This is a genomic window from Pyxidicoccus fallax, assembly GCF_012933655.1.
Taxonomy (GTDB): domain Bacteria; phylum Myxococcota; class Myxococcia; order Myxococcales; family Myxococcaceae; genus Myxococcus; species Myxococcus fallax.
The window spans coordinates 1-25,730 of record NZ_JABBJJ010000174.1 but is presented as its reverse complement, the minus strand read 5'-3'; the positions used below and the strand labels follow the sequence as shown (position 1 = coordinate 25,730).

Sequence of the window (25,730 nt, the reverse complement as noted above, 5' to 3'; positions counted from 1 at the left end):
GCCACTCGGGCCCCAGCGCCGCGCCAGCGAAGGTGAGCGTGCCGGCGCTGAGGGTGACGTGCCGCACGTCCAGCGGCAGCCCGAAGAACTGGCCCAACACGGGCGTCATGCCCAGCAGCACGCCCAGGCTGACGTTGGCCCCCAGGCCACAGGCGTGGCGCGCGAGCGCGGTGCCCAGCCTCCGGGCCCGCGCCTCCCCCAGCAAGTGGATGACGCCGGGATGCCGCGCGAGCGCCTCCGGTACCCGCCGGTAGTGCACCCAGTTCTCCAGCCAGCCGCCGAAGACACTGGAGCACCACAGCAACACCCCGGTCAGCGCGGCGAAGAGCAGCGTGCCACTGCGGAACGGGTGCAGCGAGCGCACCACGTACTCCGCCTCGTGCCGCTCCAGCAGCGACTGGCCCCGGAGCGCCTGGAGGGCGATTCCCACGAAGGTGGCCGTCGTCACCACGGCGCCCAGGTTGCCGAAGACGGACGCCAGCTGGGAGCGGGTGATGCTGGCCAGGTGCGCCACGAGGCTGCGCATGCCCGTGTCGCCAGCCTTCACGTCCAACGAGGCCGCCAGCGCCGCGGCCGTCATGGAGGGCTGCTTGGTGGCCAGCGTGAAGCCCAGCACCTGGATGAGAAGGAAGCTGAACGCGTAGTTGGCGGAGGCCGCCAGTCCCTGGAAGAAGAGCGGCAGCGCCGCGAAGCCGATGAGCAGCTTGAACGCCGCCGTGCCCGCGGTGAGCAGCCCACCGCCGGCCGCCGCGCCCACCAGCCGGTGATAGTCGTCCAGGCTCGTGGTGATGTAGTGGCGGCCCACCTCGCCGGTGTGCTCGAAGATGCGGCGCGAGATGCAGCGCACGCTGCCGCGGAACAACCCGGCGATGCTGCGCCCTCGTGCGTGCGCTCGCACCAGCGACGCCAGCAGCCGGACCGCGCCGCACGGCAGGCGCTGAGCCTCATCCGGCGCGAGCAGCCACAGCAGTGCCTCCAGCCGCTCCAGCAATTGGCCGAGCAGCTCCAGCCGGTAGACGAGGTCCGTGTCCACCGCGTGCGCATGCAGGTGGTGCAGCACCGCGCGCCTGGCGGCGTGGCAGCGCGCGATGACCTCGGCACACGCCTCCCGCTCCCGCTCGAGCACCTGCTCGCTGGCGCCGCCCCGCACCGCGACGCGCAGCGCCTCGCAGGCTCGCGGCAGCTGGACGAAGGCCGAGTGCGCGAGGGGGGCCGGCGGGAGCCGCGACAACACGTCTCCCGCGAGGCCCAGGGCGCTGGCGCGCGCGGCGAGGACCGCCACCGCGTCCTCGACCGACGTCCCCAGCGGGGCGAAGCAGTCGGCGCCCAGCAGCGTGTGCAGGGCGCGGACGTGCTCCTCGGACAGCTCCTCCAGCCAGGCCCCGTCCTCGGCGCCGGGGAGCAACCGCCAGACCCAGGGTGCCAGCTCGCGCTCGTCGGCCACCGCGGGGACGAGCCGCTGGCCGAGCCGGGCCACCAGGTCCCCGAGCAGGCCCCTGCCGGTGGACAGCCCCGGCTCGGAGAGCAGCCGCAGCGCGGAGGTCTCCGCGAGCGACGTGGAGACGACGTCTCGTACGGCCTCGCGCCACACGGGGACCTGCGTCAGCACCTCGACCAGCAACCGCAGCCGCGCGGAGCCCGCGGACTCCACCGGGGCCAGCAGCCCGCGCCGGGAGGGCACCGCCCCACCCGCTCGCAACCAGCGCACCAATCGCTCCAGCCAGGCGAGGCGCTCCGGGAGCGGCGCTTCCGCGGAGGCCGAGGCCAGGAGCCCGTGCAGCTCCGACAGCAGCGCGCTCCGCTCGGGAGCCTCCGTGAAGAGCACGAGCAGGGGTTCCGAGGTGGGCGAGACGTCCGACGCGGGGGAATGACTGACGGCCATGTGCAGAAATTTTGTTTCCAAACCAACGAAAATGGAAACCGTCGCATCCGTGCACGCCTGCTCCACGAGCGGCGCTGTCACGCGCGACTTCGCACACGATGCCCGTCTGCCCTCACGCCATGAATGGCCACCGGCGCGCGGCGAGTGGAGCCGCGGTCCGGGACGTCGACTTCACACGCGTGCGAGCCAGCTGAAGCGGTCGGGGATGGGCGGAGCGAAACCGAAGAACGCCCACCGGGACTGCGGCCCGTCGCACAGGATGAGCCGGCCCCCTTCCCTGTCGAAGAACAGATGCGTGTCGTCCGCGTCCTCCGGGCGCAGGGAGATGACCCAGTCATCGGGTCCCGGACGCGCGCCAGGTGGCCGCAGGGTGTTGTCGACCCACGGGTAGTCGAAAACGATGGGGTCGAGGAACTGCCCCACCACCTCCTGCTCCGGCAGCTCGAGGCAGTCGGGGTCATTCATGGAGGTGTGGTCCGTCGAGTGCGAGATGAACGCCACCCAGTCGCGGTGGCTTCTCATCTCGCTCAGCACGAGGGTCGCGACCTCGAAGAACTCGCGGCACCAGGCGCCGTAGGACTCGGCCATCGTCGGGCGCTTCATGCTGGCGTGAAAGTCGGTGCGGACGGCGTAGACGGCCTGGGGCGTGTGAGCCTCCTTGAAGGCCCACGCGGACGGGAACAGGGCCTCCACTTCCGAGGCCTTCATCTTCCTCCAGGCGCGCCGTATCACCAGGTCCGTCACGCGGTCCTCCCCGTGTCCTTCTCGCGGCTTCTATCCGGCCCGTGTGACGAGCGGAAGCGCCCTCCGTCGCGCGTCGGATAGAGTGCCCGGGCCATGAGAGTCCCGCTGGAGCTCCGCCGCGCGTACAAGCTGCTCAACCACGGCCCCACCACGCTCGTCACGAGCGCCGCCCAGGGCCGCACCAACGTGATGGCCGCGGCCTGGGCCATGCCCATCGACTTCGAGCCGCCCAAGGTCGCCGTCGTCATCGCCGAGGGCACCCTCACCCGCGAGCTGGTGGACGCCTCGGGAGAGTTCACCCTCTGCGTCCCCACGCGCGCGCAGCTGGAGCAGGTCTACGCCGTGGGCTCGGCCTCTGGACGGGACGAGGACAAGTGGGCGTCGTCGGGACTCGTGGCCGTGCCCGCCTCCCGCGTGAAGGCGCCGCTCGTGGAGGGCTGCGTGGGGTGGCTGGAGTGCCGCGCGCTCCCCGAGGCGGACGTCCAGCGAAAGTACGACCTGTTCATCGCCGAGGTCGTCGCGGCCTGGGTCGAGGACTCGGTGTGGAAGGACAACGGGTGGGACTTCAGCGCCGGAGACGCGTACCGCCCCATCCACCATCTCGCGGGCGGCGTGTTCTTCGCCACGGGCGAGCGGATGCAGGCCCACAAGCCCGAGGCCCCGAAGAAGTAGCCGCCCCTGCTTCCGGAGCGGCGGCTCAGCGCGGCTCGATGAACATGGGCAGACCGTTGCTCACCCGCAGCATGCCCAGGGTGTCGATGCGGGCCTGGTGCCCGGGCTTCAGCCGCACCTTGAAGCGCCTCGCCAGCATCACGGCGACGACGTGCGTCTCCAGCAGCGAGAAGTTGTTGCCCAGGCAGATGCGGTGGCCGGACGCGAAGGGGTGGTACGCGTGGGGGTCTCGCGCGGCCTCGCGCTCGGGCAGCCAGCGGTCCGGGTCGAACCGCTCGGGGTCCTCCCAGTAGTCCGGGTGGCGATGCGTGCCGTAGGCGAAGAGCATCACCCGCGCGCCCGCGGGAATGTGCATCCCCGCCAGCTCGTCATCGGCCACCGCGTCGCGTGGGTACATCGTCACGGGCGGGTACAGCCGCATCACCTCCTTGATGACCCGGAGCGTGTACGGCAGCTTCCTCAAGTCATCGAGCGTGGGCGGCGCGTCGCCTGGCACCGCGTCCAGCTCGGCGTGCATGCGCGCCTCGACCTCCGGGTGCTGTGACAGCGCGTACCAGAGGAAACCCAGCGTGCGCGCCGTCGTCTCGTGCCCGGCGACGAACAGCGAGACGCCGTTGTCGACCACGAGCTGGTCGGCCATCGTGCCGCCCGTCTCCTCGTCGCGCGCCGTCAGCATCCGCGTGAGCAGGTCCTCCGGCCACTGCTCCTGGGGCAGCGCCCGGCGACGCTCGACGACGCCGCGGATGTAGCGGTCCACGTTCCGGCGCGTGCGCTGGAAGCGCCGGTTGCCCGGAGTGGGGACCCAGAGGGGTATCGGCAGCAACTCCATCTGCCGCCCCGATGTGAAGGCGACGTTGCTCTCCACCGCCTCCCGGATGTGTTGCAGCGTCTCGTCCGTCTCGGTGCTGAAGAGGGCGTGCAGGATGATGGAGGCGGTGACCTGCATCATCTCGTCGAACATGTCGACGGGCTGGCCCCGACCCTGGAGACCGAGCCAGCGCTCGCTGAGCCGCTGGGAGTCAGCGACGAAGATGGCGTGGAACTTCTCCACCGCGCGCGGGGTGAAGAACGGCGCCATGAGCTTGCGCTGCCGGCGCCAGTCCTCGCCGTTGACGCCGACGATGCCCTGCCCCATCAGCAGGTCGCGGACGCTGTCGTAGGACGCGAGCTTCTCGTAGTTCTGCCGGTGGGTGACCGAGATGTGTCGCACGTGCTCCGGGTGCGTCACCAGGAAGAGCGGCTTGGCGAAGCCGACGCGGACGTACGCCAGGTCCCCTCCGGAGCGCCAGGACTGCATCAACAGCCCCAGGAGCCCCTCGCGCCGCATGATGCGGGCGACCTCGAGGAGGGAGGGCGTATACCTGCCGGTGCGGATGGACGCGGACGAGGCAGGGGCACTGGACGGAGGTGCGGCGTGAGCGTGCATGGGGGTCCTGAGGAGAAGGGCCACATTCAACCACGCACCCCGGGGGGCTCTGGAACGGGAGGGGGGCGCTGCTGCTCATGCTCACGGGCGGCCTGAGCTACGTCACGCCTTTCCTCTACGCCATCTTCTGAGTACCCACGGGGCCCCCGCGTTCTGCTCGGCCCACCCGGGGAACTGGCGCTCCCCAGGGGCCTCGCCGCACGCGCTCCGGGAGGCGGCGATGGCGGCGTGAGAAGCGGCTCCATAGCTTCACGAGGGCGGGCCATCACGCCACGGGCTCCGCCGAGGCCTGGGGGGGGAATGCACGCGGAGAGCGATGACAAGCTGTGGAGCGGATGTACGCCCGCGGGGAAGGAGGCCTCCGCCGACGAGTCGGACTTCGGGGACTCCTTCCTGAGGGAGGTGGCGAACATGCCGCCTCCCTTCCGGACGCCGCGGGTGGGCGAGCGGCTGGGCGGTGGAGACGGGCTCCGCTTCGAAATCCTCGCGGAGCTGGGCGGCGGTGCCATGGGGCGGGTGTTTCGTGCCCGGGACGAGGAGCTGCAACGGGAGGTGGCGCTCAAGTTCCTCCGGGAGCCCGAGGGCCTGGGCAAGACACCGCTGGTCTCGCTGCTGCGGCGGGAAGCTCGCGCCATCGCGCACCTGGACCACGAGAACATCGTCCGCATCTTCGACGTATCCGAGTGGACGGGCGCTCCCTGGGAGCCGCGCATTCCCTTCCTGGTGATGGAGAGCCTCGTGGGCGAGTCGCTCGACGCGCTGCTGAAGCGGGAGCACCGGCTCGGCCTCCGGCGCGCGCTGGAAGTCATGAACGCCGTGGCCGCGGGCCTGGCTCACGCGCACGAGCGAGGCATCGTCCACCGCGACCTCAAGCCCAGCAATGTCTTCCTCACCCGGCAGGGCTCGGTGAAGCTGCTGGACTTCGGGCTGGCCTATCTGTCGGGCGGAGGAGGAACCCTCCTTCCCCACCTGCCCACGGCCGGAACGCCTCCCTACATGGCGCCGGAGCAGTGGCTGGGCGCGGAGCAGGATGCCCGCACGGATGTATGGGCGGCCGGCGTCATGCTCTTCGAGATGCTCACCGGCGAGCTGCCCTACCCCAGCGCCACGCTGGACGAGCTGCGCGCCAAGGTCCTCTCCCCCGAGCCCGCCCCGGCGGTGCGCACGCACAGGCCGGAGCTGCCCGAAGCTGTGGAGGGGCTGGTGGCCGAGGCGCTGGCCAAGGATGCACGGCGGCGCCTGCCCTCCGCCCAGGTGCTACACGAGCGGCTGAGCCTGCTGGAGGAGCGCCTGGGACGCTGGCACGAGGAGCCCCGGGCGCTGGCCCCCCAGCGGCGGCAGGTGACGCTGGTGTCCTGCAAGCTGGTGGGCCTGGTGGGGCTGTCCGACGCGCTGGATGCGGAGGACTTCAGCGAGCTGGAGGCCGCCTTCCACCAGTGCTGCTCGGGAATCATCCAGCAGCATGGCGGCTCCATCACCACCTGCGTGGGCGACGAGGTGCTGGCGTGCTTCGGCTATCCCGTGGCGCAGGAGGAGGACTCGGAGCATGCGGCACGGGCGGGGATGGCGCTCACCCACTCGCTGCCGGGCGCGCTGCGCGAACAGCTGAGCCACCTGCCCCTGGGCACGCTGGCGGTGTGCGTGGGCTTGCATACGGAGATGGTCGCCTTCGACGACATCCTCCCGGAGCTGCGCGGACGGACCCCCACCATCCAGGGCGAGGCCCCACGCATCGCCGTATGGCTGGCGAGGCAGGCCCGGGCCAATACGGTCATGCTCAGCCACACCACCCACACCCTGGTGCAGCGGGCCTTCGAGACCGAGTGGCTCGGTACCCGCACCTTCGAGGGCCTGGGCGGAGCACGGCAGGTGGAGACGTGGCGGGTGGTCTGCCCGCGCAAGGCGGTGTTCCGCTTCGACCGCGCCCTGGCCGTCGGCAAGCTCTCACCCTTCGTGGGACGCGAGCGGGAGCTGGGACAGCTGCTCGACCTGTGGAGGCAGGCCGAGGCGGGCCGGGGCGGGCTCGTGCTCGTCAGCGGCGAGGCGGGCATCGGCAAGTCCCGCCTCATCCAGGAATTGCGCGAGCACGTCTCCCCGGAGTCCAACTTCCGCCTGCGCTGCCAGTGCTGGTCTCAATCCGGCAACACCGCCCTGGGCCCCATCATCGAGATGCTGCAGCACCTCTTCCACCTGGACCCGGAGAGCTCGCCGCAGAAGAACCTGCGCGCGCTCCAGGCGCAGCTGGGCGCCTTCGCGCTGGCTCCGGAGTCGATGGCCCTCATCGCCGCCCTCCTGTCGCTCCCCATCACCGAGAACTTCCCGGTCCTCCAGCTGTCTCCAGAACGGCAGAAGGAGCGCACCTTCGAGGCGCTGTCGGCCCTCCTGGTGCGAATGGCACGGGAGCGTCCGGTGCTGGGCGTGATCGAGGACCTGCACTGGGCGGACCCCTCCACCCTGGCGCTGTTCGGCTCCCTGCTGGAGCGGCTGGAGCACTCGCGCGTGCTCCTCGTCTTCAGCGCCCGTCCGGGCTTCCAGGCCCCCTGGCGCGAAGACGCGCGGCTGCACCACATCGCCCTGGAGCGACTGTCGCCGGAGCTCACCGAGACGATGGTGAGGGAGACGGCGGGCGTGGATGCGCTGACCGAGGAACTGGTGCGTCAGCTCGTGGCCAAGACGGACGGCGTCCCGCTCTTCGTGGAGGAGATGATGCACATGGTGCGGGAGCGCGCCCAGGTGGACCGCGCGCCGTCCGCGGGCGTCCTTCACTCCATCCCCGTCACCCTGCACGAGCTGTTGCTGGCGCGCCTCGACATGCTGCCCGCCAGCCAGAAGGCACTGGCCCAACTGTGCGCGGTGGTGGGGCGCGGCTTCTCCCTGGCGCTGCTCTCCATGCTCACACAGCGGGGCCTGCAGGTGCTGGCACGCGACGTGGAATCGCTGGTGGCGGCGGGAGTGCTGCAGCGGGTCGACGAGAACGAGCCCGGGTACCAGTTCCGCCACGCGCTCCTGCAAGAGGCGGCCTACCAGTCCCAGTTGCGCGGCACCCGCCGCCAGCACCACCGCCGCATCGCCCAGGCCCTGCTGGAGCACTTCCCGGACTGGGTGGAGACGCTGCCGGAGATGCTGGCCCATCACTACACGGAAGCGGGAGAGTTCCAGCCCGCGGTGCGCTATTGGGCACAGGCGGGCATGCGCGCCAGCCTGCGCTCGGCCAACCGCGAGGCGGTGAATCACCTGCAGCAGGCGCTGCGGCTGCTGCGCACCCTGCCGGACAACGACCAGCGCATGCGCGAGGAGCTGCAGCTGCTCATCGCGCTGGGCATCCCCCTCTCCCAGGTGGAGGGATACCGCTCCCCCGAGGTGAAGCAGACGTACGCCCGGGCGCGCGAGCTCTTCCGCCAGGTGGGCGACGCGCTGCCGCGGCTGGAGCTGTCCTACTGGGGGCTCTTCGCCTACTACTTCGCGCGCGCCGAATACTCCCTGGCGCACGAGCTGGCGGAGCAGCTGGTGGACCTGGGCCAGCGCCAGGACAACCGGGAGCTGCTCGCCCTGAGCTACCGGATGGTGGGCGCTGACTTCTTCACCTGGGGGCGGATGAACCAGGGACTGGAGTACGTGGAGCGCGCGCTGGCGTGCTCGGATTTCACCCTCGAGGAGCACCGGGCCCAGGCGGTGCGGCACTGGACGAATCCCCGGGCCGTGGCGCTCATCTACGCGGACATCATCCACTCCGTCACCGGGCACGAAGCGCGAGCCCGGCACTTCGAGCGAGAGGCCCTGGAGCTGGCCAGCCGCATCGGCCACCCCCATACCCGGGCCTTCGTGCTGACCTATGGGAGCCTGGCCCGCATGATGCGCCGGGACGCGCCAGGCACCCTGAAGCTGGCGGAGAAGTGCCAGGCGCTCTCGCGTGAGCACTGGTTCCGGCTGTGGCTCATGTGGTCCGGCCTGCTCCAGGGCTGGGCCCTCTCCGCGCTGGGGCACCCCGAGGACGGGCTGCGGCGGATGCGCCACTCCCTGGGACAGTGGCGACGGGCAGGCGTGCGGGCCGGCATGCCCCTCCACCTCGCGCTGCTGGCGGAGGTCCACCTCCGCCTGGGAGAGCCGCACACGGCACGGGCCGTGGCGCGCGAGGGGCTGAGGTGGGTGGCGGCGGTGTCGGAGCCCTACTACGAGTCCGAGCTCCACCGGATTGAAGGCGAGGCCCTGCGTGCGTTGGGCCGGGAAGAGGAAGCACGTGCCTGCTTCCTCCAGGCGGCACGCGTCGCGCGGGCACAGGCCGCGTACGGCTTCGAGCAGCACGCACTGGAAGCCCTGGGTCTGTCGCCGTCCGGGCCGGGCATGCGGGCGGAGGGCATCTTGTCACGATGAGGAAGCGGGGCCTGGGGAAGCAGGGCACGGGCCCGGAGGGGACGCCGCCATGCGGCTGGACGAACAGAGGCTGGAGCAGGACCTCCACGAGGCCTGCGAGCGAGGCAACCTGGAGCAGGCCCTGGAGTGGGCGCTGGCCGCCTATGGCCCGGAAGTCATGAGGCTGATGGGCACGGTGCTGCAGGACTACGGGCGGAGTCGCGAGGCCTTCGGCCGCTTCCAGGCGGACCTCCGCCGCGAGCTGCCGGAGTTTCGCTGGCAGTGCTCGTTCCGCCCCTGGGCCTACCGGCTGGCGCGCAATGCGTGCTTCCAGGTGACCCGCGCGCCACCGGCCGACATGCGGACCGCGGGGATGCCCGGCCCTCCCGACGGACCGGCGCGGCGCCCACCCACGGAGGCGCCCTCGCAGCGCACGTCCATCCGGGAGCGCCTCCGCGCGCTGCGCGAGAGCCTGGAGCCGAAGGAGCTGCTGCTGCTGTTGCTGCGCGTGGACCAGCGGCTGTCCTGGCGCGAGGTCGCGTGGGTGATGTTCGACGGGAATGCGCCCCCCACGGACGAGGCGCTCGACCGCGAGGCCACCGCGCTCCGGAAGCAATTCCAACACCTCAAGGCCCACCTTCGTACCCTGGGAATGGAGGAGGGACTCATCACCGCCAGCCGAGCCGATGCCCACTGATTGCGCGGGGCCCGCCTTCATGCCCGCGCTCGAGGCGCATTGCGGCCCTCCGCGGATGTGATGATGTTTTTCGAGACAAGGCAGCACACCCGCGTCCGGGGGGAGCGCGGAAGAGCGGCGACCGCCGCGTCCCTGGGCCTTGGAGGCAACAGACATGAGAAGAGCCGAGACCATTCAGGCCAGGGACCTGCTCGGGTACGCACCCGTGCGTCAAGAAATCGAGGGTCTGCGGGAAGCGGTGAAGGGCAAGCATTTCTCCGACCTCGTCGATGACCAGGGGAACCAGTATGTGGACCTGGTGATGGAGGGAGGCGGCATGCTGGGGGTCGCCCTCGTGGGCTATGTGCACGCGCTGGAGGAGGTGGGCATCCGCTTCCTGGACCTCGCCGGCACCTCCGCGGGGTCCATCACCGCGCTGCTCCTGGCGGCGGTGGGAGACAAGGACGCGCCGAAGAGCGAGAAGCTGCTGACCGCGCTCGCCCAGCAGAACCTCAGCGAGTTCCTGGACGGCAACTGGGGAGCACGCAGCTTCAGCAAGCTTCTCATGGCCAGGCGCTTCAAGATCCTGCGCTATCCGTTTGGCCCCTTCGTGGCGGTGCCCCTTCGCAAGCACCTGGGACTTCACCCGGGTGACGAGTTCGAAGCGTGGGTGAGCGGCATCCTGAAGGAATGCGGGATGGACAGCGCCAAGGCGCTGTGCGGCCACCTGAAGGAGAAGATGGAGGGAATCAAGCACCGAGACCCCACCCAGACGCTCGGCGAGAACGACAGGGAGTGCCGCCTGGCGCTCATCGCCGCCGAGGTGACCACGGGCTTGAAAGTAGAATTCCCGAAGATGGCGGAGCTCTTCTGGGACAATCCGGACAGCGTCAATCCGGCCTCCTTCGTCCGCGCGTCCATGTCCGTGCCGTTCTTCTTCCGCCCCTTGTCCGTCCCGTCGAAGCCGCTCGCTCCCAAACGCAAGAAACAATGGCAGGACCTGGGCGTGACGCTGTCCACCTCCAATGGCGCGGACGAGAATACCATCCACGTATTCCGGTTCATCGATGGCGGCATCATGTCCAACTTCCCCATCAACATCTTCCACCAGGACAAGGTCCCCAATGCGCCGACCTTTGGCGTGAGGCTGAGCCGCCGGAAGATGACCCCCGTCACCCAGCTCAATGTCCTGGCCAAAGCCATCTTCGACTCGGCGAGACACGCGCTGGACACGGACTTCATCAATCAACACCCGGACTACAAATACCTGGTGGAGTACGTGGACACGACTGGCTTCCAATGGCTCAACTTCGGCATGAAGCCGCTGGAGTTGCAGGAGTTGTTCCTCCGAGGCGTGCAGGCGGCATCGGCATTCCTGAAGAGGTTCAACTGGGATGATGCCGGCAGGGATGGCGTGAAGAGCTACAAGAGCGTGAGAGCCACGCTGGCCAGGGAGAAGCAGGAGCTGGGGACTGATGGGCTGCCCGGCCGGACCTTCGGGATGGAGCTCTCCCTGTCGTAGTTCGTGGCGAAGCACGGCCCTACCCCCAGGAGGATAGGGCATACGATTCCAACCTGCCGACATGTTACGCTGCGGCGCCATGTCAGAGATGAAGAGCGCTGAGGACTTCGACCAGGACCTGCTGATCCTGTTCGATGCGTACGTACACGGCGACATCGACCGCCGCGGCTTTCTAGAAAAGGCAGCGCGCTTTGCCGCTGGCGGCGTCACCGCCACCATGCTGCTGGGCATGCTGTCGCCGCGGTTCGCCGAAGCGCAGCAGGTGCCGAAGGATGACGCGCGGCTGAAGACGGAGTACGCGGAGTACGCATCGCCGAAGGGCTACGGCAAGATGCGGGGCTACCTGGCGCGTCCGGCGAAGGCCACGGGCAAGCTGCCGGCCATCCTCGTCGTCCATGAGAACCGCGGCCTCAATCCGCACATCGAGGACATCACGCGGCGGCTGGCGCTGGAGAACTTCATGGCGTTCGCGCCCGACGCGCTCTTTCCGCTCGGCGGCTACCCCGGCAACGAGGATGAGGCGCGAGCTCTCTTCCCGAAGCTGGACCAGACGAAGACGCGGGAAGACTTCGTCGCCGCCGTCGAGTGGCTGATGAAGCGGCCGGACTCGACCGGGAAGGTCGGCGTGGTCGGGTTCTGCTACGGCGGCGCCATGGCGAACATCCTCGCGACGCGGATGCCCAAGCTCGCGGCGTCGGTGCCCTTCTACGGAACCTCACCGGCGCCTGAAGAGGTAGGCAAAATCAAAGCGCCGCTGCTCATCCACTTCGCCGAGCACGACGACCGCGTCAACGCGACCTTCCCTCCGTACGAGGCAGCGCTGAAGGCGACCAAGGTGAAGTACCAGGCCTTCACGTATCCGGGAACGCAGCACGGGTTCAACAACGACACGACGCCTCGCTACAACCCCGAAGCCGCGAAGCTCGCCTGGACACGCACGCTGGAGTTCTTCAACAAGCATCTGCGCTGACGCGCATGCCGTGATGGCCTGATGCGTCAGTGCACGAATCGGCATGACTGCTACGCAATAGAAGTGTGCAAGGCAGACTTTCTCGGCGCGCGCTGAGCCTTCCCTCCTCCGGGCTCACCCCCGGGGCGGACCGGCGGCGGCGCGCCGCCGACACGCGGCCTCATGCTCGCGCGCCGTGGTCGCCTCCGCGCCCTGCCCCGCGGCCTCCAGCAACGCGGCGGCGCGCGCGTAGAGGTCCGCGGCACGGATGGGCAGCAGCGCCTCCGCGTCCGCCTCCGCGGCCCTCAGCAGCAGCGGCACCGCATGCCCGGGGAGGCCGGCCTCCATGAAGTGCCGCGCCACCACCACGGGCGCCATCCGCCGCGCGGCGAGCACCTCCGCGAGCCGGCCGTGCAGCATGCGCCCGAGCGCGGGCGGCACCGCCGCGACGACGGCCTCGCGCAGGAGGTCGTGGCTGAAGCCCTCCGCCCGCAGCACCCCGGCCGCCTCGAGCTCCGCCGCCGCCTCCCCCAGCGGGAGCGGCCGCTCCTCGAGCACGCGCGCGGCGACCTCCAGCGAGAAGGCCGTGCCCGCGAGCGCCGCCACCCGGGCGAGCGCGAGCGCCCGGGGCGTGAGCTGCTCGAGGCGCCGCTGGAGGAGCGGGCCCACGCGGCCGGGAGGCGGCAGCCGCTCGGGCCATCCGCCCTCCCACGCGCCCGTCTCCACCAGGTGCTTCACCGTCTCCACCACGAAGAGCGGATTGCCGCCCGTATAGCCCGCCAGCGGCGCCGCGTGCCGCTCCACCCCGGGCAGGCCGAGCCCCTCGAGCAACGCGTGCACCGCGTCCGGGTCCAGCGGCCCGAGCTCCACCAGGCGCGCCTCCCCTGCCTCCACCATGGCGTGCATGAGGGGGTGCCAGTCCGCTCCGGACTCCGGACCGGGCCGGGTCGTCACCAGCCAGCGGGCGGTGCCCAGGCCGGAGCGCGTGGAGGAAGGTCGGGCGCGGTGTCTCGCGTACGCGTACCGGCCCACCGCCGCGCTGGCCGTGTCGTTCTCGTGCGCGTCGTCCGCCACCATCACGTCGCAGCCCTCGAGCAGCAGCGCCATGGCCTCCGCGGCCGCATCGTGGAAGCGCAGGCGGCCCGCCTCGTCCACGAGGGGGGCTGGGCGCTCTCCGGGCTCGCCCAGCTCGGGGAGGATGCGCAGCAGCTCGCGTCGCACCCACCCGGGGAGGGCCACGTGAGGCCGCTGGGCCATCCAGCCGCGCAATGAGCGCGCCAGGCTGGAGTAGGGCACGTCGCGGTCGCCCACGCGCCCGGGCAGCAAGGCCCAGCGGCCGCGCGACTCCGCGAAGTCGGTGGCGAGGCGGCTCTTGCCGACGCCCGCGGGCCCCACGAGGAAGAGGAACTGGCCCGCCTCCCAGCCCTCCTCGAGCGCGCGCCACGCCGCCGCGCGCCCGGCCAGCACCGGCGGCCGCAGCAGGCCCGGAGCCAGGGGCCGGCGCCCTCCGTCCGGCACCCGCGCCGGCAGCGGTGCCCCCTGGGCGATGACACGCCCGAGCGCCTCCGTCTCCGGCAGCGGCTGGGCGTCCAGGGCTTGTGCCAGCGCGCGTCTCAGCACGCCGTACACCTCGAGCGCCGCGGAGCGCTGCCCCTGCAGGTAGAGCAGGCGCATGAGGTGGCGGCCCGCCTCCTCCGAGGCGGGGTCCTGTTGCAGCCATCCCTCGGCCACCCCCTGCGCGGCGCGCAGGTCCCCCTCCGCCTCGAGCCGCCCGAGCATGTCGGCGCGTGCGCGCTGGCGCCACGTTTCGAGCGCCAGGCGCGCGCCCTCCAGCCAGCGCTCCAGCTCCGGGCTGTCGGGCGGCACCAGCCCCTCGAGCAGCCCACCCGGGTGGCGCACCACCTCGGCCGAGTCTCCCGCGCGGGCCGCATCCCGCACGCGGGCCACGTCCACCGCCAGCGTGGCCGCGGGCGCCAGGACGCTCTCGCCCGCCACCAGCACCTCGTCTCCCGCCACGGCGCGAAGGCGGCGCAGCAGCTGGACGAGGTTGTTGCGCGCGGTGCGGGCCGGGCTGTCGGGCCAGAGGAGCGCGGCGGCCCGGGAGCGCGCGGTGGGGCCCTCCAGCGCGAGCCAAGCGAGCAGCAGCAGCGGGCGCGGCTGGAGGGAGACCTGGCCCGAGGGCCCTTCGAGCATGGGGGCCGGCCCGAGCAGGCGCAGGTGCCAGGGGCCAGGGCCGCTGGGAGTGCGCGCCATGGGCCTCCTGTATAGCGCCGCCGCGCCCCGGAACGGAGGCGCTCGCGCCCGCCCGCCTGCCTCCTTGCCGCCGCTCCGCTCAGCTCGCGAGCGCCGCGGGCGATGCGTGGGCCTCGAAGCGCCTGTCGAAGAACTCCAGCAGCGCCGCGTTGACCTCCCGTGGGCGCTCCAGGTGGAGGAAGTGCCCTGCCCCCTCGAGGAGACGGAAGTCGAACGGACCGCTGAAGAAGCGCTCCTGGCCGCGGTACGTCTCCGGGCCCGCCGTCCCGTCCTCCGCGCCATGCAGGTGCAGGGTCGGCACCCGCACGTTGGCCATCGCCCAGCGCCGCGCGCTTCCGAAGGTGAGGGAGGAGAGCGCGCGGTAGTAGGAGAGGACCTCGCGCTCGCGTCCCCTCAGCGCCTCCTTCACGGCGGCCAGGTGCGCCGCGTCCTCCCGGTAGCCGGGGGACCACTTACGCCACAGGCGCTCCACCAGCGCGAAGTCGTTCGCGCGCAGCCGCGCCTCTCCCAGGAAGGGGACCTGGAAGAGGAAGACGTGGGAGGCCCGCCGCGCCTGCGCGGGCACGAGCGAGGCCGGCAGGGAGGCGCGTACGTGCGGGATGGCGAGCGAGGCGAAGTGGGAGATGCGCCCGGGCGCCATGCCGGCCGCGACGTAGCCCATCACCGCGCCCACGTCGTGGCCCAGCCAGCGGACCGGCTGGCCCGGCGAGTAGCGCTCGACGAGCCGCAGCAGGTCGCCGACCACCGCGACCGCGTCGTAGCGCCCGCTGCGCGCCACCCCGCTCGGCGCATACCCCCGCAGCGTGGGGAGCACCACCCGGTAGCCGGCCTCCACCAGTGCGGGCACCTGCTGACGGAACGTCTCCGGGGTGTCCGGGAAGCCGTGCACCGCCAGCACCACGGGCCCCTCGCCCACCACCCTGCACGCGAGCGTCACGTCCTCCAACTCCACTGTTTCCCTGCGATCCATCGCCTGCCTCCATAACGCCTTGTCCGGGGCGCGCTCGCCCCGAGCGTCGGCGGGTGTCCTCGCAGGGGCTGGATGACAGGAAGATGACGGGCGGCACGCGGAGATGATGCTGGGGCACGCGGACCTGAGCACCCCGCAGATTATCACCCACGTGGACAGACGGCGGCTGCGAGCCGTCTACGACAAGCACCGCCCGCGAAGTGACGCGGTCGACGCCACGGGGCTGCAATCGGAGCGGCGCAAAACCCGGGGGCGGGTAGCGCAGCGTCAGTGGGGCGCAGTTCCGACGGGCGACGGCGAAAAGTTCCCCAAATGCGTCTTTTCGGACACAGAAGAACTCGGGCAATTGTGGGCCGAATCGGCTATCTGGGCGCTTCGATTGGTCCAGAACAGCAACCACGAACTGGGCGCCCGTCGGCCGCGGGCGTCCAGTATGACATCAGTTACTCAAGCCAAACACCTGCTCGGGTCTCGAGGAGTTCTCCAGACCAACTCCTCCGATGCTTCCCCAGACCCAGACGGTGCCGTCCGCCCTCAATGCCCCGGTGCGTGAAAAGCTAGCGGAAATGACCGCAACCCCCGTCAGGGTTATGAACCTGTACGGGCGTCAGCCGCTCATCGGTGTTCGTCTCTCTCATTGCGCCGAGGCAAGGGACGGGGCCTCTGCGCGAGCTGGAGGTGGCACTCGCTGGTGGCGGCCTGAACAAGAGGCGCCGCGCCCGGTCCCGCCTCCGCACCGTACGAGGCCTCCTTCCCTGAAGCGGACTGGCCGTTGGGTCCCGGTTGGGCCCCGCATGAGCAAGAGGAGGCGGGGAACCCGACTTCCATGCTATGCTGTTCGCCGGGTTTATGGCGGACCTTAAACAGTCAGCCGACATGGATGGGGGACCCAATGAGCAGACGTTTCGCGATGACGGCTCTCACGCTGATTCCACTCGTAGGTGCGCTTGGCGCGTGCAGGAAAAATGAGACGCGGCGAACCGAGGCTACGGGTGATAGCCCAGTCCGCGTACTGCGTGAGGGCGCTCCTTTCATATCCATTTGGAAGTTCAAGGAAGAGATCGACAGAGCTGGAGGAGAGAAATACAAGCTTGAAGGCCCCTTCAACATCGGCGACCCCGTACACGAGGCGATCACCCTCCGGGCGTTGAAGGAGGCCGGTCTCGTTGAGTGGAACGTCGATGAGACCAAGGACGTCCGCGTGCGCGACTACATCGCGGGGGTCTTCTGGAACGATGATCCGGAGTGCAAGCTCTTCGATACTCCAGACACCCTCGACTTCTCCGATGGGATCGACTGGTACGGCGACCTGCTCGACGCAGAGGAGGCGGTTTCGAAGAAGAAGGAACTCGGCCCTGGAACGCCCATTCTCGGCCGTAGCCACTACGGCGATCTCCAGTTCCTTCACGGAATGGCCTCGCGCAACGACGAGATGCCCCAGCAGACCCTGGAGCGCGCCCTTGTGTGGATGAAATTCTCCTACGGGGTGGCGATCGGTGAGACGACGGGCGATGACCGGCTTACGGACGTGGAGTTGCTGCGCGCACTCTTTCCTGGAAGCACTCAGACCGTGTCAGAGCTCTTCTGCGTGAAGCAGGGAAAGCTCGAGCGAAGGGCGATAGGAGTCCTGATGCACCTGCTCCAGGACTCCTACGCGGCCGGGCACGTTCGCCGGCAAGACCTCGGAGGCAACCGCCGCGGACGCATCCAGCAGTTCTACGCGTATAGCAGCCAGGACCCGAGCAAACATGCGGCGGACGACGCCTGGCGCGGCGGCAGGAGCGAAGGCGAGCGGCTCGCCAACGTGAAAGGCGCTCTCGACGCCGTAAGCTGTTGCCGCGAGGTGCTCCAACTCTGGAGCAAGCGGCGTCCGTGGCCCCAGGTGAAGGCGGTTCTCGACCAGGGGTGTTTCGCGCTCGCTCCCAATGCTGTTCCTTCGGCCGCCGGACGCGACTACGAGAAGCGATAGATGATGACCGCCGCGATGCTCCTGACCTTGCTCGGCGGAGCGCCCTCTCCGTCAGCAGAGATCTCCCCCCTCCAAACCTACCAGCAAGCGCTCTCCCAGCCATTCGACGACGAGAGAATGGAGAGACTGCTCGCCCTGCTCCCACGATTCGGGGAATTCTATGTCTTTGAGGGTGACCTGCTCTTGACTGCGAAGGAGGTCCGGGCCCACCTCGTTGCCGCGGCGACGGCCTCTGGCTGGGACTACGGCCCCGAGCTCCTGGTGGCGGTCAGTGCCGGGCAACTCGACTACTGGAAGGACCGAGCCACGCGTGAGCTCTCCTACGCGGTGGACCGCGCCAGCTTCGCTGATGAAGCCGAGTACCAGCAAGTCGTCCGAAACATGAGAGCAGCCGCGGCGGACTGGGAGGCGGCGTGCGAATCCTGCGGCCTCTCCTTCACCCACCGGCCGGAGCACGACGGAGCTCCCTCGCATGAGAGGGTCCGGTTCATCGTCCGCAAGGTCGACGCGAAGGGTGACTTCATCGCGGCGGGCTTCTATCCGAGCTGGGAGGTGGAGCGACGGCTGCTCCTGATCGACGGCTCATACTTCGGGACGACTGCAAATCAAGTGGGTGTCCTACGGCATGAGCTCGGTCACATCTCCGGGTACAGGCACGAGCACATCCAAGGCATCAAAGGCTGCTTCAAGGAAAGAGGCGAATGGTGGCCGCTCACCGCGTATGACCCACAGTCCGTGATGCACTACCTGTGCGGGAAAGGGGGCACGCTGGAACTGAAGCTCTCGCCCACCGACATCCAGGGGCATCAAAAACTCTACCGTTAGCAGGTAAGCACGATGAACGTTCGCGTCGCATGGGCAACAATCATCTTCTGGTCCACGGTTGTTCACGCGGATGTGGTACCCGCCCACCTCTCGGTGTATCAGTCGGCTCTCGAAGATCCGACCGACGGCGCGAAGGTTGATGCCGTCGCGGCCCTCCTTCCGAAAGAGGGCGACCGCTTCCTCGTGGAAGGGGATCTGCTACTCGACCGGACGGGGCTCAAGGAATACCTGGCACGAAGAGCCTTCGATCCACGTCCTTCCGCAGGTGCGCGAATGCGCCGAGAAGTACCTGTCGATCTGGAGGTGAAAAGCTCGGTGAGGCAGATCCTCTACCGTTTCGACGAGACCACCTTCAGCCAGGAGAACCTGCGCCGCGCCCGCACAGCCCTCGTGGCGGCGCAGCGGGAGTGGAAGGAGCAGTGCCTCTCCTGCCGGATTAGCTGGAAAGAAATCCTACCCGGTGACGATAGCCCGCTAGAACCCGACCTCGTCATCTACTTCCGCCAGACCCAGGCACCCTACCGCGTCGCATTCTCGCGGGAAGCGGGGCGCTCGATGTTATGGGTGTCTCCAGCCTTCTTTACCCGCGGTGGCGAGCAATCGGTGATGCGGCATGTCTGGGGGCACGTGCTCGGGTACGGGCACGTGCATCCATTGCGCGGCCTCCCCGGGTGCTTGCCAGGCACCCATGGCACCTTCGAACCGCTTTCGCCCGAGCAGGAGATCTCGGTGATGAGCCCGCCGTGTGGGCCAACGCTGAGCGGAGTGCAGATCACTGCCCAGGATGCGAAGGATTTTCTACGTTCGGAGCTCGACTGGCTTTCCATCGCCCAGAAAGCCTCCAGCCCTTCCTCGCCCGAGAGCGAGCGAGGCGCTGGACTGGTGGTGGTCCGCTTCGAGGGTGGCAAGGTCGACGAAGACATCACCCGGACCCTTCTTGCCCTCAACGAGTCCGGCGTGCTGCCCAAGGAGGAAAAGCAGGCGAAGCAGGGCGAAAATCTCTGCGCGCTGCTCAAGCACCAGACCGCCGTCCCTGGGAGTTGCAGCCCCGAGAAGTTGAAGCTGACCTCGAAGTTGAGTGAGAAGACCTTTCTCCAGGCAACGCTACAGCAAGCAACCACCGTGGTAGCCCCCAATGTGTGGTTCCGCCCCTACCAGTTCACCCTTCGCTTTGATCCCGAGTCTTCCGAGGACCTCAAGCGCCTGGAGCGACTCAAGAACGAGTGGAAGACTCTTCTCAAGGGAGAGAGAGAAACGAAAAACGGTATGAAGTCGGCCATCTTCGAGGGCTACGAGATGAACCTCTACGTCCCCACCGATTCCGCCGCCGAGAAGGCGATGCTATCCGTGAGCAGCGTCCGGAGCCCAACGATGGCGCTCGACTTCGTTCCGACGAAGACACCCACGAAGCCTCTTTTCGCGCTGGAGCCCGGGCCTACCTTCTGGCAGCGCTGCAACCAGCAACTCAATGCACTGGCCGGAGATCAGGGTAGCTACATCGGCTTCATGAAGGATCCCCCACCCACCTCCGATACATGCGAGGCCAATCCCGAGCAACCCGAGCTTCTTCTCTTGGATACCACCATCGAGCCACATCCGGACCTGCCCGCCGATCTGACTGGCCAGCAAGGAACTCTTTCGCCCGTCCTCCTCACGGGAAACAAGCAGTCGTGTCCGGTGACATCCAATTACGTCGAAGACAAGCATCACGGCTCATACATGGCCAGCATCATCTGCAGCCGTGACAATGACTTGGGGTTTGTTGGTGTCGATCCAAAAGCGCGAGTGGTCTCGGTGGACTGGGCTCACAAGAGCGAAGACGAGATTGTCCGGATCATGCAGGCCCGAGTCGAGAACGGGCAGCCAGACCCGGTCGTCGTGTTCGCGAGCCGGTTCACCTATCAGGACGTCAATTTCAAAGAGGGACGCCTGGCCAACACTGAAGAGCGGTTCGCCACGAAGCTCGCCAAGTCAATCCGAGATCTGAAATTTCCCTGGATTGTAGCGGCGGGCCAGGCCGACCCCAAGGCCATGCCAGGCGTGGCCGTGCGCGAGCTGTCCCCCCATCTCCCCGAAGGCCCCATGAACATGGGGGACCTCTCCAACGTGATAGTGGTCACCGGCTGCCGCGACTGCACCCGGCAGACCGCGACCATTCTACCGGAATCGAACTACTCCGGTGCGATGGTTCACGTCGCGGCACCGGGCTACCAGATTCCAGGCGCCGTGTTGAGCGAGTATGCCCTTCTCGATGGCACTTCCCCTGCAACCGCGTTTGTCGCGGGGGTGGTTTCACGAATGATGTCCTGCCACTCATCATACAAGTGGCGCGCCTCGACCGTGAAGCGCAGGCTGCAGTTCACCTCTCGTCCCTTGGTGATTCAGCAAGAGGCCGCGAAGCTCGCCGCGGGAATCGTGGATCCGGAAATAGCGCTGCTCGACCCACGGAAAAACTTCCTCAAAAAAAAGAATGAGGCGCGGACCGAGCTGCAATCATTTGGGTGGTGCAGATCGAGCTTCCGGCTGATCCACCCGACCCTGGGGGGCACGCTTCCCGATGGAGATATACCGGTCGAGGACGTCTATCGGATCGTGCGATTGAAGGAGCCCGGCGCCGGTGAGAAGACGCGCTGGGTGGTCTTCCGCAAACCACCCGAGAATCACTTGGGGGACCAGACCGGGAATGTGCTGAGAATAGGTCCAGGCGTACTTCCCGGGGCAGACATGGTGCAGCCGCTCTTCTCTGATGGAAGTTCGGGCGTGACCATCGAGGATGTCGAGGACCTCCTAGTCCTCCCAACCCTCAAGCGGGCCCCGTCGGGAAGTTGCCAATGAGACTCGCCCTGCTCCAGGTTGCAGCGCTTTTGTGTGGCACCGTTGCGGCGGCCGACTGCCCGCGCGCGAGCAGCTCGGTCACCGAGTTCGGGACGCGGACGGCGCTGGCTCCCCCCCGCAGGCTGTCGGCGCAAAAGCGGTCCAATGTGGTCCGCGCCCCTCCGGAGATAAAGCCGCGGCACGTCCGTGCCCACCTCAAGATCACCCACCCGGGGCCTTCCGGCTGGAGGGTGCTGGTGAGGGACGGACAGTTCCGGCTCCATCAAGTCCTCTCACGGGAAGACCTGCTGGCGTCGGGCGGGCGCTCTTGGACCGTGCGAGTTCCCGGCCGGGAGTTGTGGATGGAACTGGATACCCAGGGGCCAGTGGGTGAGGTTGCGCTGGAAGCGGACTCCTACCTGGCCACGCCACAGTCGGCGGCATCCACCCATGTGTACTACTCGACCCAGACAGAGGGGCAGAGAAACTGGTTCGACCTCTACAATGGCGCCGCAACCGAGAAACGCCCTCTCGGTGATCCGGTCGGATTCCTGATGTCGAGCTATGCGGGGAGCTCTTGGTGCTGCTCCGGCGCGATGGTTTCTCCCAGCCTGTTCCTGACCAACTGGCACTGCGGCGGCCCGGACGCGTTCCTGGGCAACGCGGCGCTTGAGGCAGGCGTCTGGTCTCCCGACATCTGCGCCGACTCGGTGATCGATCTCTCATGGGATGGTGACGGAACCAGCCGGGAGTATGCCTGCGCGCAGGTCGTCGCAAAGGACAAGGCGCTCGACTTCGCACTGCTGCGCGTCCGGCCCATTGGTCCTACCGAGCCCGCGCCCTACGCGCGTTTGTCGCTGGACGGGCCCGCTGCCGGGTTGCTGGATGTGATCCACCATGCTGGGTGCAGTCCCAAGCTCATCTCGCAAAATTGCGCACTGACCTCCACGAGTCACCCGGGTTGGATCCAGCCGACAACGACGGAGCTGACGCACAGATGTGACACAGAGCAAGGGAGCTCTGGCGCGCCAGTCTTCGACAGCCAAGGGAGACTCGTCGCACTTCATCACCTCGGCTTTGCTGTCGACCCACGAACGTGCAAGTACCAGGACCGCGAGAACAAGGCGGTGCGTATCGCTCCCATCATCGAGCGGATACGGGAGCTCGCGCCGGACGCAGGGGGCGAGTTGGGCTTTCCACCGGCAGTTGTGAATACTCCCTGACGGAGACAGTGCTGAATAGGGAGGCGGCGGGAATCGAAGCCGCCACCCCTGGTACCTCCCCCTTGAATGAGGTGGGTGAAGCCAGAGACTAGGCCCCATCAGGAGGCCCGAGCGCCTCGTCTTTCGTGGTGCGGGCGGCACCCCAGCCCGGCCCTGGGCAAAATCGACGAGCGCTTGCGCTAGGCGGGCCTCGTGGAAATCCGCCGATGAGGTCGACTTCGCGGACGCAGTGAAGAAGCGGTGGCTCCGCGAGAGCCCCAAGGGCTCGTGCACGCACGACGTGCTCGTCACGTTCAAGCCCGGAGACAACGGCAGGATCAATGTCTCCGGACGGTGGAAGCAGTAGCGCGCGCCGCGACGTGTTGAGCCTCGAGCCGCATGTCACCGTGGTCATCCCCGACCCCACCTGACGTCTGTCAGTCCATGTATCGAATGCGCAGGCCCTGGCCTGACACGTTGTAGGCTGCGGCCCTTCGCGGCCTGCCGGACGGGTCTGTTCCCGTCACGGTCAGGCCGCCACCTTTTTCAGGGGGGGCCCCCGGCATGGGCAGACGGACAGGAGTTCTGCTGGCGTTGTGGGCGGTGATGTTGGGGACGGCTGGAGCGGCACCGCTCCGGGATCTCCGCACCGGTCCCGAGAGCGAGGTCACTGCCTCCTCCTCCGACGAAGCCCTCCGCGTAGGAGCGACGACGTTCCTCTCCATGTGGCGCCCCCATGTCGGCAACGAGCTGTGGAAGCTGGATGCCGCGGGCCGCGCCGTGCTCATCAAGGACCTGGCTCCCGGGAGGAGGGACTCGAACCCCTCGCGGTTCACGGCGATGAACGGCACGCTCTTCTTCACCGCGTCCACCGGACCTTTCGGGCGGGAGCTGTGGAAGAGTGATGGGACGGCCGCGGGCACGGTCGTCGTCTTCTCACCCGTGCAGCGGCCCCCGCAGCTGACAGCGCTCGAGTTCGGGGAGATGGTCGCGCTCGGGAACACGCTGTTCTTCGCCCACAGCGGTGACCAGACCAGCATGGAGCTGTGGAAGAGCGACGGCACCCCGGCCGGCACGGTTCAGGTCAAGGACATCCGTCCAGGACTCGAGGGCGCGAAGGTCTCCCAGCTGGTGGTGCACGGGGCGGCGCTCTTCTTCCTCGCGGATGACGGGGTCCACGGCAAGGAGCTCTGGAGGACCCACGGCTCCGAGGGCAGCACGGTGATGGTGGGCGACCTCCGTCCGGGCCCCGCGGGGCTGTCCGGCGCCCAGCCGGAGTCCAGGGTGGACCCGCCGCTCGTGAGCGCGGGGAACGCGGTGTTCCTGCTGACCGCGGGGGAACCGCAGAGCAGCACCTTCGAGCTGTGGAGGAGCGACGGCACCGCGGCGGGGACCCGCGTCCTGAAGACCTTTCCCCTCGACTCCCCCTACTCCTACCTGGGGGACCACGAGCTCGTCAGCTTCGGCGGAGAGGTCTTCTTCGGAGCCAAGGAGCAGCCCTGGCTGCGCAGGGCCCTGTGGAAGAGCAACGGAACCGAGGAGGGAACGGTGCAGGTCCGAGCCTTCGACGATGACATGTATGTCATCTGGCAGGCGGATATGGCCGTGTTCTTCGTGGTCGGCACGGAGCTCTGGAAGAGCGATGGCACCCCGGCGGGCACCGTCCCCCTCCTGGATCACGGGGCCGGGGGATTCCGGCTCGCGCGATGGGCGGGTGACACCCTCTTCTATACCCGCACCAACTTCCCCGGGCCGGATTCGCTGTGGAAGAGCGATGGCACTCCGGCGGGCACCGCGAAGGTGCGCGACTTCGAAAAGGTGGAGACGCTGGAAGGCCTGGTGGACGCGGGTGACCTGCTCTTCTTCACATCCTATGTGGAGTCACCTGGCACGGCCGTGGTGGACTTCGAGCAGTGGCGCAGCGACGGCACCCCGGGCGGAACGTTCCGGGTCGAGGCCGCCACGCCGGCTCCCCGGGGGAGCGACATCGTGGAGCCCACGCCCGTCGGAGGGCTGACCTTCTTCACCGATGTCGCGGAGACGCTCCATCAGGAACTGTGGCGCACCGATGGCACCGAAGCGGGAACCGTGCGGCTGCGGCGCTTCGAGGCCGACGAGTTCGGCATGGACGTGCAGGAGCTGACGGCGGTGGGAGGCACGTTGTTCTTCCGCGCCGGTGACGTCACGTCCGGCAACGAGCTGTGGCGCACGGATGGCACCGAGGCCGGTACGGTGGTGGTGCGGGACCTCTGGCCGGGGAGGGGCGACTCGAACCCGGCGTGGCTGACGGTCCTGGGAGGGCAGCTCTACTTCAGCGCCTCGACGGAGTCTGGCGGGAACGAGCTGTGGCGCAGCGACGGCACCGCGGCGGGTACGGTCCAGGTCAGGGACCTCCGGCCGGGTCCTGCGAGCGCGTCACCCTCTGGACTGAGGGTGGTGGGAGACACCCTCTTCTTCGCCGCCAACGATGGTGTCCACGGCGCCGAGCTCTGGCGCGGCGACGGCACCCCGGACGGCATGGTGATGGTGAAGGACATCGTTCCCGGCAGCGAGGGGTGCCGGCCGAGGATCTTCGCGCCCTCCTCCACCGGCACCTTCTTCTTCACCTGCGCGAGCCGGGAGCTGTGGAAGACGGATGGTACCGAGGCGGGGACGGTACGGCTGAAGAGCTTCCCCCGGGACATCTCCGCCCTGCGCGCCGTGGAGGGCACGCTCTACTTCACCGGGGTGGACGACGCGCATGGCCAGGAGCTGTGGCGGAGCGACGGCACGGAGGCGGGAACGGTGATGGTGAAGGACGTCCATCCGGGCCCCGGCGCATCCTCTCCGCTCGGTGTCGTACCCGTGGGCGACCGGCTCGTCTTCATGGCCTACGAGCCGGAGCACGGCCTGGAGCCGTGGGTGACGGATGGCACCGCCGAGGGCACCCACCTGCTCCGGGACGTGATGCCCGGCCCGGGCAGCAGCACCCCGTACACCACCCAGTGGCTCATGTCGCTGCCGGACCAGGTGCTCTTCGTCGCGTCGGACGGCGTGCATGGCCGGGAGCTGTGGGTGACGGATGGGACGACGGCGGGCACCACCCTGTTCGAGGACCTGCTCCCGGGCCCTGGCTCCTCGGATCCGTGGAGCCTGCGGCGGCTGGGGGACCGGCTCTTCCTGACGTTCGCGGACACGGAGCACGGCCACGAGCCGCACCTGCTCGCGCTGCCAGCGTCGAGGGACACCACCGTCCCCACCCTCACCTGCCCGGCCAACGTCACCCGGGAGGCCACGGAGGCGGGAGGAACGCGGGTGGAGTACCCGGCGGCGTCCGCGAATGACGTCGAGGGGCCGCCGACGCTTGCCTACAGCGCACCGTCCGGCGACGTCTTCCCGGTGGGCACGACGACCGTCACCGTCACCGCCACGGATGCCGCCGGCAACCGGAGCCAGTGCACCTTCCAGGTCGACGTCTCCTTCACCCCGCCCGCCCC

Annotated in this window: 15 protein-coding genes; 10 read left to right on the top strand and 5 right to left on the bottom strand. The window is 68.7% G+C overall.

Translation table 11 applies throughout. From position 1 onward, the window contains the following. Both HG543_RS30855 and HG543_RS30850 read right to left on the bottom strand, forming a co-directional pair. Nucleotides 1–1,882, bottom strand: a 1,882-nt coding sequence (locus HG543_RS30855) for a transporter-like protein (RefSeq protein ID WP_169348488.1), incomplete at its 3' end; no start/stop codon positions are given. A gap of 171 nt (nucleotides 1,883–2,053) precedes the next feature. Then, entirely contained in the window at nucleotides 2,054–2,626 is a 573-nt protein-coding gene (locus tag HG543_RS30850; protein ID WP_169348487.1) for a hypothetical protein, read from the bottom strand. Nucleotides 2,627–2,719: 93 nt separating this feature from the next. Between HG543_RS30850 and HG543_RS30845 the strand changes: the two genes are divergently transcribed. Then, nucleotides 2,720–3,298, top strand: a complete 579-nt coding sequence (locus HG543_RS30845) for a flavin reductase family protein (RefSeq protein WP_169348486.1) — start codon at nucleotides 2,720–2,722, stop codon at nucleotides 3,296–3,298. A 25-nt stretch (nucleotides 3,299–3,323) separates the two neighbouring features. On the opposite strand, the gene HG543_RS30840 is transcribed toward HG543_RS30845, so the two are convergent. Then, nucleotides 3,324–4,724: a cytochrome P450 gene (locus HG543_RS30840; protein WP_169348485.1), complete on the bottom strand. Its 1,401-nt coding sequence runs from the start codon at nucleotides 4,722–4,724 to the stop codon at nucleotides 3,324–3,326. Nucleotides 4,725–5,024: 300 nt separating this feature from the next. Here HG543_RS30840 and HG543_RS30835 point away from each other — a divergent pair, with 300 nt between their 5' ends. The 4 genes from HG543_RS30835 (at nucleotide 5,025) to HG543_RS30820 (ending at nucleotide 12,242) form a co-directional block, all read left to right on the top strand. Next, on the top strand, nucleotides 5,025–9,095 hold the full coding sequence (locus tag HG543_RS30835; protein ID WP_169348484.1) for a protein kinase domain-containing protein: 4,071 nt from the start codon (nucleotides 5,025–5,027) through the stop codon (nucleotides 9,093–9,095). A 49-nt stretch (nucleotides 9,096–9,144) separates the two neighbouring features. Next, on the top strand, nucleotides 9,145–9,771 hold the full coding sequence (locus tag HG543_RS30830) for an RNA polymerase sigma factor (protein ID WP_246357417.1): 627 nt from the start codon (nucleotides 9,145–9,147) through the stop codon (nucleotides 9,769–9,771). 154 nt (nucleotides 9,772–9,925) lie between these two features. Beyond that, nucleotides 9,926–11,272, top strand: coding sequence for a patatin-like phospholipase family protein (locus HG543_RS30825; RefSeq protein WP_169348483.1), 1,347 nt, complete (start codon nucleotides 9,926–9,928; stop codon nucleotides 11,270–11,272). An 88-nt stretch (nucleotides 11,273–11,360) separates the two neighbouring features. Further along, on the top strand, nucleotides 11,361–12,242 hold the full coding sequence (locus tag HG543_RS30820; RefSeq protein WP_211194271.1) for a dienelactone hydrolase family protein: 882 nt from the start codon (nucleotides 11,361–11,363) through the stop codon (nucleotides 12,240–12,242). Nucleotides 12,243–12,356: 114 nt separating this feature from the next. On the opposite strand, the gene HG543_RS30815 is transcribed toward HG543_RS30820, so the two are convergent. Both HG543_RS30815 and HG543_RS30810 read right to left on the bottom strand, forming a co-directional pair. Beyond that, nucleotides 12,357–14,474 (bottom strand): ATP-binding protein, encoded by a 2,118-nt coding sequence (locus HG543_RS30815; RefSeq protein ID WP_169348481.1) that lies wholly within the window; start codon nucleotides 14,472–14,474, stop codon nucleotides 12,357–12,359. A 79-nt stretch (nucleotides 14,475–14,553) separates the two neighbouring features. Continuing rightward, nucleotides 14,554–15,444 carry an alpha/beta fold hydrolase gene (locus HG543_RS30810; RefSeq protein WP_169348480.1) on the bottom strand — a complete coding sequence of 297 codons (891 nt, stop codon included), beginning with the start codon at nucleotides 15,442–15,444 and terminating at the stop codon, nucleotides 14,554–14,556. 892 nt (nucleotides 15,445–16,336) lie between these two features. Between HG543_RS30810 and HG543_RS30805 the strand changes: the two genes are divergently transcribed. From HG543_RS30805 to HG543_RS30785, 5 genes are all read left to right on the top strand, one after another. Continuing rightward, nucleotides 16,337–17,413 (top strand): hypothetical protein, encoded by a 1,077-nt coding sequence (locus HG543_RS30805; protein WP_169348479.1) that lies wholly within the window; start codon nucleotides 16,337–16,339, stop codon nucleotides 17,411–17,413. After that, nucleotides 17,414–18,238, top strand: coding sequence for a zinc metalloprotease (locus tag HG543_RS30800; protein ID WP_169348478.1), 825 nt, complete (start codon nucleotides 17,414–17,416; stop codon nucleotides 18,236–18,238). A 12-nt stretch (nucleotides 18,239–18,250) separates the two neighbouring features. Next, entirely contained in the window at nucleotides 18,251–21,073 is a 2,823-nt protein-coding gene (locus tag HG543_RS30795) for a S8/S53 family peptidase (protein ID WP_169348477.1), read from the top strand. Nucleotides 21,074–21,414: 341 nt separating this feature from the next. Continuing rightward, a complete protein-coding gene (locus HG543_RS30790; protein WP_169348476.1) occupies nucleotides 21,415–22,275 on the top strand; it encodes a trypsin-like serine peptidase in 861 nt (286 codons plus the stop codon). Between the two features lie 702 nt (nucleotides 22,276–22,977). Then, a partial coding sequence (locus HG543_RS30785; RefSeq protein ID WP_169348475.1) for an ELWxxDGT repeat protein occupies nucleotides 22,978–25,730 on the top strand: 2,753 nt, incomplete at its 3' end.